The sequence below is a fragment of the Undibacterium sp. TJN25 genome (assembly GCF_049339885.1).
In the GTDB taxonomy this organism is placed as follows: Bacteria; Pseudomonadota; Gammaproteobacteria; order Burkholderiales; family Burkholderiaceae_D; genus Undibacterium.
The window spans coordinates 734798-751417 of sequence record NZ_JBMPPM010000001.1 but is presented as its reverse complement, the minus strand read 5'-3'; the positions used below and the strand labels follow the sequence as shown (position 1 = coordinate 751417).

At 58.0% G+C, this 16620-nt stretch carries 15 protein-coding genes; 6 read left to right on the top strand and 9 right to left on the bottom strand.

All coding sequences use genetic code 11. The features are described 5' to 3' along the window. Positions 1 to 49: 49 nt before the first annotated feature. From ACO0LO_RS03350 to kbl, 5 genes are all read right to left on the bottom strand, one after another. Positions 50 to 889, bottom strand: coding sequence for a universal stress protein (locus ACO0LO_RS03350; RefSeq protein ID WP_422962758.1), 840 nt, complete (start codon positions 887 to 889; stop codon positions 50 to 52). Positions 890 to 946: 57 nt separating this feature from the next. After that, positions 947 to 1429: a universal stress protein gene (locus ACO0LO_RS03345; RefSeq protein ID WP_422962757.1), complete on the bottom strand. Its 483-nt coding sequence runs from the start codon at positions 1427 to 1429 to the stop codon at positions 947 to 949. Between the two features lie 333 nt (positions 1430 to 1762). Next, positions 1763 to 3145 (bottom strand): L-serine ammonia-lyase, encoded by a 1383-nt coding sequence (locus ACO0LO_RS03340; RefSeq protein WP_422962756.1) that lies wholly within the window; start codon positions 3143 to 3145, stop codon positions 1763 to 1765. Between the two features lie 30 nt (positions 3146 to 3175). After that, on the bottom strand, positions 3176 to 4147 hold the full coding sequence (locus ACO0LO_RS03335; RefSeq protein WP_422962755.1) for an NAD-dependent epimerase/dehydratase family protein: 972 nt from the start codon (positions 4145 to 4147) through the stop codon (positions 3176 to 3178). Positions 4148 to 4157: 10 nt separating this feature from the next. Next, positions 4158 to 5363, bottom strand: coding sequence for a glycine C-acetyltransferase (gene kbl, locus ACO0LO_RS03330; RefSeq protein WP_422962754.1), 1206 nt, complete (start codon positions 5361 to 5363; stop codon positions 4158 to 4160). Positions 5364 to 5524: 161 nt separating this feature from the next. On the opposite strand from kbl, the gene ACO0LO_RS03325 reads away from it, so the two are divergent. From ACO0LO_RS03325 to thrC, 6 genes are all read left to right on the top strand, one after another. Continuing rightward, complete coding sequence (locus ACO0LO_RS03325) at positions 5525 to 6097, top strand: helix-turn-helix domain-containing protein (protein ID WP_394777340.1); 573 nt, start codon at positions 5525 to 5527, stop codon at positions 6095 to 6097. Positions 6098 to 6469: 372 nt separating this feature from the next. Then, positions 6470 to 8116, top strand: a complete 1647-nt coding sequence (locus ACO0LO_RS03320; RefSeq protein WP_422962753.1) for an OFA family MFS transporter — start codon at positions 6470 to 6472, stop codon at positions 8114 to 8116. Positions 8117 to 8276: 160 nt separating this feature from the next. Beyond that, positions 8277 to 10598, top strand: a complete 2322-nt coding sequence (locus ACO0LO_RS03315) for an FdhF/YdeP family oxidoreductase (protein ID WP_422962752.1) — start codon at positions 8277 to 8279, stop codon at positions 10596 to 10598. Between the two features lie 17 nt (positions 10599 to 10615). Next, positions 10616 to 10888 (top strand): hypothetical protein, encoded by a 273-nt coding sequence (locus ACO0LO_RS03310; protein ID WP_422962751.1) that lies wholly within the window; start codon positions 10616 to 10618, stop codon positions 10886 to 10888. Beyond that, positions 10885 to 11763 carry a formate dehydrogenase accessory sulfurtransferase FdhD gene (fdhD, locus tag ACO0LO_RS03305; protein WP_422962750.1) on the top strand — a complete coding sequence of 293 codons (879 nt, stop codon included), beginning with the start codon at positions 10885 to 10887 and terminating at the stop codon, positions 11761 to 11763. Before ACO0LO_RS03310 ends, fdhD begins: the two co-directional genes overlap by 4 nt. 163 nt (positions 11764 to 11926) lie before the next feature. Further along, positions 11927 to 13387 (top strand): threonine synthase, encoded by a 1461-nt coding sequence (thrC, locus tag ACO0LO_RS03300; RefSeq protein WP_422962749.1) that lies wholly within the window; start codon positions 11927 to 11929, stop codon positions 13385 to 13387. 54 nt (positions 13388 to 13441) lie between these two features. Here thrC and ACO0LO_RS03295 read toward each other — a convergent pair whose 3' ends face one another. From ACO0LO_RS03295 to ACO0LO_RS03280, 4 genes are all read right to left on the bottom strand, one after another. After that, positions 13442 to 13915 (bottom strand): DUF6265 family protein, encoded by a 474-nt coding sequence (locus ACO0LO_RS03295; RefSeq protein ID WP_422962748.1) that lies wholly within the window; start codon positions 13913 to 13915, stop codon positions 13442 to 13444. Between the two features lie 90 nt (positions 13916 to 14005). Beyond that, positions 14006 to 14554: a glutaredoxin family protein gene (locus tag ACO0LO_RS03290; RefSeq protein WP_422962747.1), complete on the bottom strand. Its 549-nt coding sequence runs from the start codon at positions 14552 to 14554 to the stop codon at positions 14006 to 14008. Between the two features lie 82 nt (positions 14555 to 14636). Further along, complete coding sequence (locus tag ACO0LO_RS03285) at positions 14637 to 15623, bottom strand: GlxA family transcriptional regulator (protein ID WP_422962746.1); 987 nt, start codon at positions 15621 to 15623, stop codon at positions 14637 to 14639. A 32-nt stretch (positions 15624 to 15655) separates the two neighbouring features. After that, on the bottom strand, positions 15656 to 16552 hold the full coding sequence (locus ACO0LO_RS03280) for an EamA family transporter (RefSeq protein ID WP_422962827.1): 897 nt from the start codon (positions 16550 to 16552) through the stop codon (positions 15656 to 15658). Positions 16553 to 16620 lie beyond the last annotated feature (68 nt).

Here is a 16620-nt window from a genome sequence, read left to right as displayed (position 1 = left end):
ACGCTCTGCTATCAGACCCTGCATTTTGCATACACGATGTCCGGCATTCTCAATGCGACATCAGAATCGGCACGGTCATGCTCTCCATGACGGTCCGTGTCACGCCGCCCATGATCATCTCCCTGAAGCGGGAATGCCCATATCCGCCCATCACGATCAGATCGCTGTCCAGATCATGCGCCAGCGATAGTAAGGCGTTGCCGACGTCGGTAGAGGTCTTGTGCACCGATACCTGTACCTTGACGCCGTGGCGGCTCAGGAACAATGCGATGTCCGCGCCGGGTTGCTCGCCGTGTGCATCGGACGCGGCGTTTGGGTTAAAGATTGCCACCTGCACCAGCTCGGCGCGCTTCAGCAGTGGAATGGCATCGGTGACGGCGCGGGTGGATTCACGGCTGGCATCCCATGCAACCAGCGGGCGCCTGGCGACGGAGGTAAAGTCTTCTACATAGGGAACGATCAGCACCGGCCGGCCGGAGTGCATCACCAGGTACTCGGCAAAATCCGGCAACACCGAAGGGGAAGGTTCATTACGGCTGGCTTGCCCTACCACTACCAGGTCGCAATAACGGGCCAGCAGGCCTATGCCTCCGCCCGCTTCGTCATGTGCCACCATGCCTTCATACGAAGGAGCATCCAGCTCCTGCATGCGCTGCGTAAAACCGGTGACGGAGCGTGCGGCACGCTCGCTCAGGAACTGCAGGTGCGTCGCCAGGTTGGGGTCGGCGCTGCTGATATTGCCGTCCTGGTAGATGAAGCGCGATACGCCGGTGACGGCGGTACCGATCAAGTGGGCTCCCTCGTCCCTGGCAATGTCCGCTGCGATCCTGGCCCTGAAATCGGAGCGGATGGATTCATCTACATGCACGAGTACGGTCTTGTAAGACATGCTTGCCCCCTGAGGTTACGGTGTGTCTGATTTTCCTTAAGCCGCTGCCGATTTTCCTTACGCCGCTGCCTTGACGGCTTCTTTCTGCTCACTTTTCACACGATGTACCAGCACCGGGATATGGCAATTCGACAGTACCTTGGTAGTGACGCTGCCCAGCAGGAACTGGCCCAGCCCGCTGCGGCCATGCGAGCCCATGAAGATCAGGTCGCAACCGTATTCCTGCGCAGTGTGGACGATTTCCTTGGCCGGTGTGTCGTTAAACTGGATGACCTGCTGGAAGCCCACACCTTGCCGCGATGCGGCGTCCTGTATCGGATGCAGGTAGGTGTCGCCCAGCACGCGCATGGCGGCCTGGTATTCCTGCTCGCTTGGCGTGTTGGGCGGGATGATATCCACGTAAATCGGATACTGGTAATTGGCCGCGACAAATACACCGACGACATCGGCGTTGAGTTGTTTGGCAAAATCGATGCCGGCCTGCACGCAGCTGTTTGACAAGTCGGAACCATCAGTTGGAATGAGGATGCGTTTGTACATGATGCTTGCTCCTTCTCAAAGCGTAAAAAGAGGGCCGGCCCGGAGACTGCTTATGCGTGTGTTTGCAACAACGAAATCAATAACGGGAAAACACGTGTCAAAACTGGTATGGGGCCGGTGCCGCAACGCTGATAGTTTGCCAGGTAATAATAGGAAATATTGAGCAAAATGTCAGTGATTTCTGCGGCGAAAGTAAAACGGCGCAGCAAACGGAATTTGGCTACGCTATGGGCAGCATGCGCTGTATGGAGGGGGCGGTCTGTACGCTAGCCCGCATTAGTTGCGCAGCGAAAGCGAAAGGCGGCAGGAGTTGCCGCCGGAGGGGAAGGCCGATCAGCAGGCTGGATAATTGACGGTTACTACATGCACGGCCAGGCCGCCTAGCGAAGTTTCCTTGTACTTGTCCATCATGTCGGCGCCGGTCTGGCGCATGGTTTCGATTACCTGGTCCAGGCTGACATGGTGGGTGCCGTCGCTGCGCAGCGCCAGCGACGCCGCGGTAATCGCCTTTACGGCGCCCATGCCGTTGCGTTCTATGCAGGGTATCTGCACCAGCCCGCCTATCGGGTCGCAGGTCATGCCCAGATGGTGCTCTATGCCGATTTCGGCAGCGGATTCTATCTGTTCATTGCTGCCGCCCAGGGCCGCCGTCAGGCCGGCAGCGGCCATTGCGCAGGCAACGCCGACTTCGCCCTGGCATCCGATTTCAGCGCCGGAAATGGACGCATTACGCTTGCACAGCATGCCGATGGCGGACGCCACCAGCAGGAAGTCGCGTATGCCTTTTTCCGGGTCGCTGGGCTTGCAGTCTTCGGCGTAGTAACGCAGTACCGCCGGTATGATGCCCGCGGCGCCATTGGTGGGCGCGGTGACGACGCGGCCGCCGGCCGCATTTTCTTCATTGACGGCCATGGCATACAGGCTGACCCTGTGCATGCCGTCATGCGGCAGTTCATCCTTGTTTTCATTGGCGGTCTGCCACAGCTTGGCGGCGCGGCGCTTGACGTGCAGCCCGCCCGGCAATTCGCCCGATATTTGCAGGCCGCGTGCAATGCAACCCTTCATCACCGCCCAGAGCCGGTCCAGGCCGGCATCCAGTTCCGCATCGCTGCAATGCCTATTTTCATTCGCGCGCAGCATCTGCGCAATGCTGAGGCCGCTACGCTTGCCGTGCGCCAGCAGTTCTTCCATTTGGGCAAAAGGGTAGGGGACCTGGACTTGCGGCACTTCGGCGCCGGTTTTTGAGGTTTCCAGTTCTTCCTCGGCATAGATGAAGCCGCCGCCGGTGGAGTAGAACACGCGTTCACAGATGCTGCCGTCATTGCGGGTCAGCGTGAAACGCATGCCGTTTGGGTGACCCGGCAGCACTTCCTGCTTGTGCCACAGCAAGTCGGAGGCGATATTGAATTTGATGCTGTATTCGCCCAGCAAGTGCAGGATGCCGCTGTTTGCCAGCGCGGCCAGTTTGCCGTCCACGCTGTCGGGCACCAGGTCTTGCGGGGTTTCCCCCATCAGGCCGAGCAGGATGGCCTTGTCGGTGGCGTGGCCGTGGCCGGTCAGCGCCAGAGAACCGTAGAGTGCTACCTGCACCTTGTCTGCCTTGAAGAGCTCCGGGCATTCAAGCAGGAAGCGGCGTGCGGCCAGCATGGGGCCGACCGTATGAGAGCTGGAGGGACCTACGCCAATCTTGAATAAATCAAATACACGCATGTCCATACAGTTCTCGTCTCTAATAATAATGGTAAATCAGGCCGCCCGGTTCACTGCTCCTTGCTCCACCCTGATGTTGGCAAGCATGTCGGTCACCATCTGTTCCAGGCCTATCTGCGCCTGCCAGTTCCACTCGGCGCGGGCGACGCTGTCGTCCAGGCTGTCGGGCCAGCTGTCGGCGATATCCTGGCGGCTATCCGGCGAGTAGTGTATGTCAAAGGACGGCAAATTTTGTTTGATTGCAAGTGCCAATTCCCGTGGATTAAAGCTTAATCCGGCGACATTGTAGGCAGAACGTACCGTTAATTTGGCGGCAGGGGCGGCCATCAGCGAAATCGTTGCGCGGATCGCATCCGGCATGTAGATCATCGGCAGTGTGGTCTCTGCGTTCAGGAAGCAGGAATAGGCTTCACCCCGTAATGCAGCATGGAAAATCGCAATCGCATAATCGGTCGTGCCGCCGCCCGGAGGCGATTTGTAGCTGATGATGCCCGGGTAGCGGATGCTGCGCACATCCACGCCATATTTCTGGAAATAGTATTCGCACAGGCGCTCGCCGGCCAGCTTGCTGATGCCGTAGATGGTGTTCGGATCCATGACCGTCAGTTGCGGCGTTTGCTCGGCCGGCGTGCTCGGGCCGAAAGCGGCGATCGAAGAAGGCCAGAACACTTTCAGGGGTTTGCCTTCCAGGCCGCGTATCCGCGCAAGTTCCAGGATGTTGAGCAGGCCGTCCATGTTCAGCGTCCAGGCTTTCAGCGGCGCCTGTTCGCCAGTGGCCGACAGCATGGCCGCCAGCTGGTATACCTGCGTAATCTGATACTGCTCCGCGATCTGCGCCAGGCGGCTATTGTCCAGCACGTCTACCACTTCATAGATCTTCGCGCCGTACAGGCTGCGCGGGCTGATGTCGGCGGCGACGACATTGTCCGCGCCGTGTTGTGCGGCCAGTGCATCGACCAGTTCGCTGCCGATTTGGCCATTGGCGCCGATGACTAAAATACGTTCCATGCTGCTTTCCTTATTTCAACAAATTTAATTCGCGGCCGGCCTGCGCAAATGCGGCCAGTGCAGTATTCAATTGTTCAGTGCTGTGCGCGGCAGACAGCTGCACGCGTACGCGGGCCTGGCCCATTGGCACGACCGGGTAGAAGAAGCCGGTGACCAGCACGCCCAGTTCATACAGGCGGGCAGCAAATTTCTGCGCGACGGGTGCGTCGAACAGCATGACCGGCACCACCGGATGCGTGCCCGGCTTGATCGTAAACCCCAGCGCTTCAATTTCACGGCGGAAGTGCGCAGTGTTGGCATGCAGGCGGTCGCGCAATTCTGTCGATGAAGACAGGCGCTGCAAGACTGACAGCGAAGCGCCGGCGATGGAGGGCGCCAGCGTATTGGAGAACAGGTAAGGGCGGGACTTCTGGCGCAAGGTGTCGATGACTTCCTTGCGCGCCGCGGTAAACCCGCCCATTGCGCCGCCCAGGGCCTTGCCCAGCGTGCCGGTGATGATGTCGATGCGGCCCATCACTTGATGATGTTCGTGCGTGCCGCGGCCGGTGGCTCCCATGAAACCGGATGCGTGGCATTCGTCTATCATCACCAGCGCGCCGTATTTGTCGGCCAGGTCGCAGATCTTGTCCAGTTGGGCAATGGTGCCGTCCATCGAGAATACGCCATCAGTCACGATGACTTTATGGCGCTTGCCCGCGGCTGCCTGCAGCTGCACTTCCAGGTCGGCCATGTCGTTATGTACATAGCGGTAGCGCGCCGCCTTGCACAGGCGGATGCCATCGATGATGGAGGCATGGTTCAATGCGTCGGAGATGATGGCGTCCTGTTCGTCGAACAGTGGCTCGAAAACACCGCCGTTGGCATCGAATGCCGCTGCATACAGGATGGTGTCTTCCATGCCCAGGAATTCGGAAATCGCTTTTTCCAGTTGCTTGTGCACGGTTTGCGTGCCGCAGATAAAGCGCACCGACGACAGGCCGTAGCCGAATTCTTCCGTCGCCTTGATCGAGGCTTGCACCATCGATTCGTCGCCGGACAGGCCGAGATAGTTATTGGCGCACATATTGATCAGCTTGCGGCCGTCGTCACAGGTGACTTCCGCGCCCTGGCGGGAGGCAATGACGCGTTCCGGCTTGTACAGGCCCTGCTCGCGCAGGGTGTCGAGGTTGCCGGCCAGGCCGGAGAAAAATGCCTGCTTGGAATTGGGTGTGCTCATTACGTGCTCCTCCGTTGATGATTTGTGCAAATCCGCTCAGACATGCTACAACAATCTGGTAACATGGATTTTTTTACAAACCATTGAATAATTCGATATTGAGAACTAAAGTTCAATATATCGAATTTTATCTATGCTTATTAAACTATGCAAGGAAATTTATGAAGAAAGCGGTTGCCAACACCCCGCCTGAAGTCGGTGCAACCTTGCAGAGAATGCGGCTGGAACGCGGCTTGACGCTGGAAGACCTGTCGCGCACGGCGGGCGTGTCCAAGTCCATGCTGTCTCAGATTGAGAGGGAAAAAGCCAACCCGACGATTGCGGTGACCTGGCGGCTGGCCAATGCATTGGGCGTCAATATTGCAGAACTGCTGTCGTCGGAAGTGCGCAAGGTGGATGCCATACGTATGCTGGAGCCGCATGAAACGCCAACCTTGCCGGGCGGGCATTCCGGCTATGTGCTGCGCATCCTGGGGCCGATGGAGCTTGCCGGCAAATATGAGTGGTATGAGTTGACGCTGTCGCCGAACGGAGAACTGGTGTCCAGCCCGCATGACCCGGGGGCGACCGAGCACCTGACGCTGCTGCACGGCGCCATGGAAGTGGAAGTGGATGGCGTGAAAAAGAAACTGAAGGTCGGTGGCACTGCCCGTTATGAAGCTGACAAGAATCATGCGATTCGCAATACGGGCAAGACGGAAGCCCGCGCGCTGATGGTGGTGATTCACCGCTGAGTGGCAGTGGGCGCCTTGCCCTGTCAATTCTGTCGGGTTTTATTGTAGGCCTTGTCCGTGAACGCGGCCAAGGCCTTTGTTTTTTGCCGTTTGCCGGTTTTATTATTCGTTTCAAGATTGATTAGTATAACTACTTATTGCGGTTTAAATAACATTAAGAAATGTTGCCGCATGTGAAGAAAGTGGTTGTCAAGCGCGTTTTTCTCAAACACAATGCGATGAAATAATTCTTGAAAGCATTGCCCAGGCAAATAGTTTTGCGGGGATAGATGCTTGAATTCAGTTTTATTTGAACCAAGCCCGGCACGCAACCAGCATCCACAAGGCAGCGGCACGGCAGAACCATCCCAAAACTACACGAGGCATATTCCAATGTCACAGTCGCAATACTCCTTACTCTCGAAAGAGCGGACCATCGCTGGCGAAGGCTTCAACCGGTGGCTGGTGCCGCCTGCAGCGCTCGCCATTCACCTTTGCATCGGCATGGCCTACGGTTTTTCCGTATTCTGGCTGCCCTTATCCAAGGCCATAGGCCTGGACAAGCCCGTAGCATGTGCCAAGGAAATGGGTATCTTTGAAGAGCTGTTCGCTACCAATTGCGACTGGAAAGTTTCCACGCTGGGCCTGATGTACACGCTGTTCTTCATTTTCCTGGGCTGCTCCGCGGCCCTGTTCGGCGGCTGGCTGGAACGTGCGGGTCCACGTAAAGCCGGTTTCGTTTCGGCTTTGTGCTGGTGCGGCGGCCTGGTCATTTCCGCTTTGGGCGTGTATGTGCATCAGGCCTGGCTGTTGTGGGTCGGCGGCGGCGTGATCGGCGGCATAGGCTTGGGTCTCGGTTATATTTCGCCGGTATCGACACTGATCAAATGGTTCCCGGACAAGCGCGGCATGGCGACCGGCATGGCGATCATGGGTTTTGGCGGTGGCGCGATGATTGGTGCGCCATTGGCTGACTGGCTGATGCGCCACTTTGCAACGCCAACTTCTGTTGGTGTATGGGAAACTTTCCTGTGTATGGCGGCAATTTACTTCGTCTTCATGATGGCCGGCGCATTCGGTTACCGCGTTCCTGCTTCAGGCTGGAAACCAGCCGGCTGGACTCCTCCTGCTTCGCAAGGAAGCAATGCAATGATCACCAGCAGGCACGTGCATCTGAGCAAAGCCTGGAAAACACCTCAGTTCTGGCTGATCTGGTCTGTGCTGGTGCTGAACGTTTCGGCGGGTATCGGTATCCTGGGCATGGCTTCTCCTTTGTTGCAGGAAGTATTTGCAGGCAAACTGCTGGGCCTGAATATTGCCTTCAATGACCTGACGGCTGCGCAAAAAACACAGATCGCTACGATTGCTGCGGGTTTTACTGGTTTGCTGTCGTTGTTCAACATTGGTGGCCGTTTCTTCTGGGCGACTTGTTCCGACTACATTGGCCGCAAGGGAACCTACTTCATCTTTTTTGTGCTGGGCGCAATCCTGTACGCATCGATACCGTCAACGGCCCAATCAGGTAGCCAAGGCCTGTTCGTACTCTTCTTTTGCATTATCCTGTCGATGTATGGCGGCGGCTTCTCAACGGTGCCGGCTTACCTGGCAGATATGTTCGGTTCGCAGATGGTCGGTGCGATTCATGGCCGTCTGCTGACGGCATGGGCGACGGCAGGTATTCTCGGTCCTGTGCTGATTACCTACATCCGTGAATCCAAATTGGCGGCCGGTGTTGCCAAGGCAGATGTCTATAACGAAACCATGTATATCCTGGCCGGCATGCTGGTGCTGGGTTTTATCTGCAATCTGCTGGTGCGCCCCGTGAAAGACAGCGTGTTCATGACGGATGAAGAGCTGGCAGCAGAGCGTAAACTGGCGCATGACCGTGTTACAGCTTCGTCCACCGATGCTGCCGGTGTTGCCGTTGCAGGCACGCCTACCAGCCCGGTACTGGTCATGTTTGCCTGGTTGGCAGTAGGTATTCCGATGCTGATCGGTATCTCGATCACGCTGCAAAAAGCGGTGATCCTGTTTAAATAAAAACAGTGGTGCAGGCATCGCAAAGAGACCGCTTCGTGCGGTCTTTTTTTTTCGGCGATTTATTTTCCTGGCGGAATCAAATATGCTTTATTCAGCTTATTGAGCTCGCCTGTCCATGGTGTTAGGCTAGCGCGCATACAGGTATACGGGGCAATTCATCATGAGTAAAAAGACCATACAGATTTACGACCGGCCCGCAGGCGGCTGGGGTGCGCTGAAAAGCGTTGCGCAGCAGATTTTTGAACAGGGCATCCCCGGAAAAGGAGCGCGCACGCTGCTGTCGGCCAACCAGCCGGATGGCTTCGATTGTCCCGGCTGTGCCTGGCCAGACCAGGACCATACGTCCACTTTTGAATTTTGCGAGAACGGCGCCAAGGCCGTGGCGGCCGAGTCTACTGCCCGCCGCGCGACGCCGGACCTGATTTCGCAGCACACCGTCAAATACCTGGCCGAACAGCCAGACTACTGGCTGGAAAACCTGGGCCGCCTGACGCAGCCCATGCAGTACGACCAGACGACGGATAAATATAAAATTATCTCGTGGGAACAGGCGTTTGAACTGGTGGCAGACAAGCTGAATGCGCTGCCGTCGCCCAATGACGCCATTTTCTATACATCCGGCCGCACAAGCAATGAAGCGGCATTCCTGTACCAGTTGTTCGTGCGCGAATTCGGCACCAATAATTTTCCCGACTGCTCCAATATGTGCCATGAGCCTTCCGGCTTTGCGATGAAGCAGGCGGTCGGCATCGGCAAGGGTACGGTGCTGCTGTCGGATTTCCATATCGCCGAGGGCATATTCATTTTCGGCCAGAATCCCGGCACCAACCATCCGCGCATGCTGGGCGAACTGCGCGCAGCGTCCAAGCGCGGCGCATCGATTGTGTCGTTCAACCCGCTACGCGAGCGCGGCCTGGAAAAATTCCAGAACCCGCAAAACGCGATAGAGATGATCGCCGATACCGCGACGCCGATTTCTTCCGACTACTACCAGGTCAAAGTCGGCGGCGACCTGGCGACGGTCAAGGGCATCATCAAGTGCACGCTGGAAGCGGACCAGGCTGCGCAGATCGCCGGCCAGCCGCGCATTATCGACGTTGATTTCATCGCCGAACACACCGCCAATTTCGATGCTTTCGCGGCGGACGTGCTGGCGGAGTCGTGGGATGTGATCGTCACCGAATCCGGCCTGACACGCGAGCAGATCCAGCGCGCGGCCGACATCTACATGGAATCCAAGAGCGTCATCGCCTGCTGGGGCATGGGCATCACGCAGCACAAGCATTCCGTGGCCACGATACAGATGATCGTCAACATGCTGCTGCTGCGCGGCAATATCGGCCGTCCCGGCGCCGGGCCTTGCCCTGTGCGCGGCCACAGCAATGTGCAGGGCGACCGCACCATGGGCATCTACGAAAAACCCGCGCCGGCCTTTCTGGATCGGCTGGGTCAGGTCTTTGATTTTGCGCCGCCGCGCGATGACGGCTTTGATACCGTCGGCGCCATTGAGGCAATGCTGTTGGAATCGAACAAGGTGTTCTTTGCGATGGGCGGCAATTTTGCTACCGCGACGCCGGATACCGACGCCACCCACAGGGCGCTGCGCAACTGTGCATTGACCGTGCATGTTGCCACCAAGCTGAACCGCAGCCATCTGGTACACGGCCGCGAAGCGCTGATCCTGCCTTGCCTGGGCCGTACCGAAATCGACATGCAGGAAACCGGGCCGCAAGCGGTCAGCGTTGAAGACTCGATGAGCATGGTGCATCTGTCCTCCGGCATCAATGCGCCGGCGTCCAAGCACCTGCTGTCGGAACCGATGATCGTTGCGCGGCTGGCGGCGGCAACGCTAAAAAACCGCAGCAAGACGCAGTGGATGTGGCTGGTCGCCGATTACGACAGGATACGCGACAAGATTGCCGCGGTATTTGACGATTTTGCCGACTTCAACAAGCGCGTTAAAGTACCGGGCGGTTTCCACCTGCGCAATACCGCGGCGGAGCGCGTGTGGAATACAGCCACTAAAAAAGCCAATTTCAACGCACACCGCGTGCCTACCGATCTGCCCATCCATCTGGCCAGGCAAAAAAATACCCGTCCGGTATTCAACCTGTCGACGATGCGTTCGCACGACCAGTACAACACCACGATCTACGGCATGAACGACCGCTATCGCGGCGTGTTCGGTGAACGTCGTGTACTGTTCATCAACAAGGCGGATATCCAGACGCTAGGGTTGAGCGCGGGTAGCTGGGTGGACGTGCAGACGTTGAGCGATGACGGCATTCATCGCGAAGCCAAGCGTTTCATGCTGGTGGAATATAATATTCCGCAAGGATGCCTGGCATCTTATTTCCCTGAAACCAATAACCTGGTGCCGTTGTCCAGCTTTGCCGATTTTGCGCGCACGCCGACTTCCAAGTCGGTGCCCGTCGTATTGACCCCGCACAAGCAGGAAGAGCCGGCACTGGCAGTGCATTGAATACATGACGGCCCTGGATGAATGACAGCGTACAGTTGCTGGCGCAAGCCTTGCTGGAGGAGCTCGCAGGCCATGCCGAGCCGGTTTCCGCCGCGCGCGTGACAAAAAAGCTGGGCGTGCGCATGAGCAGCCTGCTACGCTGCCTTGCCTACCTGGGTGACGACCAGATAGGCGGGCAGGCCGGTCCGGGCTGGGTAAGCCTGGTGCAGGATGGCGACAGGGCCATGCTGGAGTTGACCGCAAAGGGCCGCGCAGCATACGGAGCGCCAACCGCTGGAGAGCAGCCATGACAATCACCGATAGCGATGCGCTTGAGCTTCCCGGCTACCGCGAGGTTGCCGTAGTACGCCATCAGTGGCCGGATGCAAATGTTGCTGGTACTGCTGCCGGCGTTTCTAATACCGGGCCGGTACAGGTCACTACCGATCAGGTGGCGGAGGAAGTGCCGGTGGCGCTGGTCTTCAACGGCATCTCGCACGCAGTGATGATGCTGACGCCGCAAAACCTGGAAGACTTTGCCACAGGCTTCAGCCTGTCCGAAAGCATTATCGACAACCCCTCCCAGATCTACGATATTGAATGCATCGCTGCGCCCGAGGCCGGCGGTATAGAAATACAGCTGACAATCGCGTCGGAATGTTTTGTCCGGCTCAAGGACAAGCGCCGGCAACTGGCGGGCCGCACCGGCTGTGGCGTCTGCGGGCTGGAAAGCCTGACAGCGCTGGATTTGTCGCTGCCGCATCAGGCAGGGCAGTTGCTGGTCACTCCGCAGGCATTGCAAAAAGCCTTCGCCGCGATGCAGGGCCTGCAGGAAATCAATGCGGTCACCGGCGCCACGCATGCGGCAGCCTGGGCCGACACCCAGGGCAATGTGCTGCTGCTGCGCGAGGATGTCGGCCGCCACAATGCGCTGGACAAGCTGATAGGCGCACTGGCCACGGCCAAGACGCCGCGGGTTCCAGGGTTTGCGATCATGAGCAGTCGCGCCAGCTATGAGCTGGTGCAAAAGGCAGCGCGCGCCAATATGAGCATGCTGGCAACGATTTCGGCGCCGACCAGCCTGGCCATCAGCATGGCGCAAGAGGCTGGCATCAGCCTGCTGGGGTTTGTCCGCCGCAGCAATTTTGTCATTTATACGCATCCCGAGCGCATTGCCGCCCATTAGGCTGGTGTGACGCTATCCTCAGGCGGTTTGCAGGTGCGCAAAATAAACACACCAAATAAACACACTAAATCAGTTTGTAAAAACCCAATTTTTACGGGTTTTGTGCGGGAAGGGCGATATATAATAAGGAACTACTCCTTACTTCCCTTGCTGATTTATCACCATGCACTATGTATCCACCCGCGGCCATACCGCAGAGCAAAATTTTTCCGAAATCCTGTTAGGCGGCCTGGCACCTGATGGCGGGCTGTACTTGCCGGCGCGTTATCCCCAGGTCAGCGCTGAAGAGCTGGATGCATGGCGCAAACTGCCGTATGCCGACCTGGCTTTTGCCGTGGTCAGCAAATTCGCGACCGATATTCCCGCCGCAGACTTGAAAGCGATCACCGACAAGACCTATACCGCCGACGTATATCGGAATACGCGTGCCGGTGAAGATGCCGCGCAAGTCACGCCGCTGCGCGTGCTGGAAGACGGGAAAAACGGCAAGCTGATACTGCAGGGCCTGTCCAACGGCCCCACACTGGCCTTCAAGGACATGGCGATGCAGTTGCTGGGCAACCTGTTTGAATACACGCTGGCCAGGCAACAGGCCGAACTGAATATCTTCGGCGCCACCTCCGGCGACACGGGCAGCGCCGCGGAATATGCAATGCGCGGCAAGAAGGGCATACGCGTCTTCATGCTGTCGCCGCACAAGAAGATGAGTGCTTTCCAGACCGCGCAGATGTTCAGCCTGCAAGACCCGAATATTTTCAATATTGCCGTCGATGGCGTCTTTGATGATTGCCAGGACATGGTGAAAGCGGTTTCCAATGACCTGGAATTCAAGGCCAGGCAAAAAATAGGCACCGTCAATTCCATCAACTGGGCGCGCGTAGTGGCGCAGGTCGTGTATTACTTCCGGGGTTACCTGAGTGCGACCACATCCAATGAACAGAAGGTGTCGTTCACCGTGCCTTCGGGGAATTTCGGCAATATCTGCGCCGGCCATATTGCTCGCATGATGGGCCTGCCCATCGACAAGCTGGTGGTGGCCACCAATGAAAACGATGTGCTGGACGAGTTTTTCAGCAGCGGTGTTTATCGGGTGCGCAAATCGGCCGAGACTTACCACACGACCAGCCCGTCCATGGATATTTCCAAGGCGTCCAACTTTGAGCGCTTCATCTATGATCTGCTGGACGGCGATGCGGCGCGGGTAGCGGCGCTGTTCAGGAAAGTGGAAACTGAAGGCGGCTTCGACCTGTCCGGCAAGGCCGGCAGCGATGGCGATGAATTTGCAAAAATAGGCCGCTTCGGTTTTATTTCCGGCAAGTCCGTGCATGCAGATCGCCTGGATACGATACGCCGGGTCAAGGCGGAATACGGCATCACGATTGATACCCACACGGCGGACGGCATCAAGGTCGCACAGGAACATCTGGTGCAGGGCGTGCCCATGATCGTGCTGGAAACGGCCTTGCCCGCCAAGTTTAATGAAACCATACGCGAGGCGCTGGGCCACGATGCCGAGCGTCCCGCAGGTTTTGAAAATATTGAGGCGCTGCCGCAGCGGTTTGAGGTGATGACAGCCGATGTGAGCAAGATGAAAGACTACATCAGCAGCCACACAGGCCTGTAGAAAAATGTGAGGCGGCCCGCGCCGGGCTGCCTCGCCTTATCTATATCTTGTCGCCTACGGACAGGATTTTCTCTGCATGGGGAAGTCCACCGCGCGTTCGCGGCCGTCCGACAGGCCCTCTATGCGCCCCAGCAGGCTGCCGTCCTCTTTCAGCTGGTAGATCACCCTTTGCGGAAAATCCTTTTGCGGATTTTCGAAGACCGCTTTTTTGCCTTGCAGTGAAATCATGGGAAAGCTGGCTTCGGGCTTGCGGGATGGCTTTGCAATAAACACCAGTGAGTCTCCTTGCTGCTGTATCCGCATGAATTCAAATGCTACGGTATTGCCCTGTGCCACTGTGCGTCCCACGCCCAGCAAACTGCCTCCCGCAGGCGCCAGCCAATGTTCTTCCGAGCCTGCTTCCCCACCGGTGCTTTGCCAGCAGCCGCTGAGCCAGTCCAGGTCTCCCACAGTTGCGGCGTGGGCGGCACGGGCGGCGTGGCATAAGGCAATGGCGCATAGCGATAGCACAATACAGAGGCGGCGCATGGGTGTCCTCGTTTTGTCATTAAAAGAATAAGGGAATTCTGCACCCGTTTGCCGGATTAGACAATTGCATCAGCTTGCTGCCGGGCTGTATCAGCCTTTTTTCAGCCAGGGGCCGAGTGTCTGTCCTAGCGCTTCTTCGCTGTAGCCGTGCAGCACCTGGTCGCCAACCACAATGATGGGTACGCCGCCGGCGCCGAGCTTTTTATAACCGTTATAGCCTTCGGTGGTTTTTTCCACGTCCAGTTCGGTATAGCGTATGCCGTTCTGTTCAAGGTATCTGCGCGTCGCGGCGCAATAGCCGCACCAGCTGGCGCCGTACAGGATCACCTCCGGCTGGACCGTATTCGCCGCAGTCATTTCCGATATTTCTGACGCATGCCGCAACGACCTGGCCTTGATGAGGGGCCTGGCAACCACGACCGTTACCGCCAGTATGCCCAGCAACACTGCCAGCTTCAGTTTTCCGCCGGATGTGCCTGCAGTGCCTGTAGAGATAGCCGGCTTGCCGTATTTGCCATAGCTGGCATCCGCTTCGCCGCCTGCCTTGCTATAGGCAACCTCGCAGGACGGGCATTGCCATTCAGGGGCGCTGTCTGTCGTCTTGCGGATATAGCTGCATTTAGGGCAAATTTGCGGCATGGGTTTTTATACAAATAAGGTGGTCAAACAATGATAGCGCACTTTTTTGGTAAAAATTACTGTACAGGAATTTTTATGGGGCTTAGTGCCGTGTCTGAGCCGGTGGCGCGCGGTAGGCCTTGGGCGGTTCTTCATGGAAATTGCCCCATACCCGGCGGAACTGCCGGGCAGAGCCGAAGCCGGATGCCTGCGCCACCCTGTCCATTGACCACCCGGTTTGCATCAGCAGTTTGCTGGCCAAGGACAGCCGCAGGCCGGTCAGGTACTCCTGCACCGAGATGCCGGCGTGCGTCTTGAACAGGCGCGTCAGGTGGCGTGAACTGGTGCAGGCGATGTCAGCCAGTTCTGGCAGGCTCCACGGGTGGGCAGGATCCTTGGTCACTGCATCCTGTACCCTGTGCACCACCGGGTGGATGTGGTTCCTGTGCATGACCCAGGGTGACAATTGCGGGTCCGAGCCGGCACGGCGCATATAGACCAGCATATTGCGCGCCACTGCGGCGGCAATTGCTGCGCCCGCCAGCTGGCTGATCAGGTGCAGCGCCAGGTCGATGCCGGCCGTGACGCCGGCACTGGTGCTGACCATGCCGTGCTCGACGAAGATGCGGTTTTCTTCGACGCGGATGGAGCTGTCTATCTGCGCCAAGTCTTTGCAGTGGTCATGGTGGGTCGTCGCTGAACGGCCGGAGAGCAGGCCGGCGTGCGCCGCCAGCAGTGCGCCGGAGCAGATGCAGACCAGCCGGTTGCCCGGGCCGACCTGCGCGCGCAGCCAGCGTATCGCCAGCAGGTCTTCCGGCTGGTCGTAAGGAAACTCCATGCCAACCAGCCCCGGTAGCACCAGGATCGCATCTGGCTCCAACTGCTGCGGCAAGGGCTGCAGATCGCCGAGCTGCAGGCCCACGGAAGTGCGTATCTGCGGCAACGGGCTGATGAATTTCAGGTCAAACTGGATCTCATGCTGGTAGCGATTGGCGAACAGCAGTGCATCCGCCGGACCTGCCATATCCAGCAGCAGCGTATTGGGCATCAGCAGGAAATAGACGGTATATCTTTTTGCGTCAGGCTTCATTGCACCTTGTTTCCGAGTAATCTCGTTCAGATTCAGGCTGGTGCGCGCCGCAGTTGCGCCAGTATTCTGGGGCCGAACACATTGATCAGCAGGCCGCCCATGACGACCGCTGCGCCTAGCAGTTGCAGCGGTTGCAGAGCCTCTCCCAGCAGTACCCAGGCGGCAGTCAGCCCGATCACGGGCACCAGCAGCGTCAACGGCGCCACCATGTGCGTGGGCAAGGTGGACAGCAGCTTGCCCCATAGCGTATAGCCGGTCAGCGTAGCGGCAAACGCCAGGTAAACAATGGCCAGCACCGACGGCAGGCTGATGTGAATTAAGCTGTCGGCAATCGTGGCCGCCCCTTCAAAATACAGGGACAGCAGAAAGAAAGGAATAATGGGAATCAGCGCGCTCCATGCGACCAGGCTTAGCAGCGAAGTAGCGCCTATCTTCTTGTTGACGACATTGCCGCAAGCCCAGGACGCTGCTGCCAGCAGCGTCAGGATAAAGCCGAGCAAAGTCACCTGGCCAGTTGAACTGCTGATGCTGGCGCTGCCCAGCAACAGCAACCCTAAGCTGGCCACCAGCATGCCCAGCAGGTTGGACGGCCTCAGCCTGTCGCCGAATGCCATCGCCGAAAAGCCGACTGTGAAGAATGCCTGCGCCTGCAATACGAGCGAAGCGAGGCCGGCGGGCATGCCCACCGCCATGGCTGAAAACAGAAAGGCAAACTGGCCCAGGCTGATCGTCAGTGCGTAGGCCATCAGCCATTTCAACTGTACCTTGGGGCGCGGCAAGAACAGGATCGCAGGAAATGCCACCATTGAAAAACGCAGCGCACCCAGCAGAAGGGGAGGAACTCCCTTCAGGCCGATCTTTATGACCACGAAATTCATGCCCCACAGAAAAATAACGATCAGCGCGGTCACCAGTTGGCGCGGCGACAGGGAGTGGGGGACATTTGTGGACATGGACAATATTCTGGCAAAGTAGCTCGGTGCAGAGCGGTAAAGTG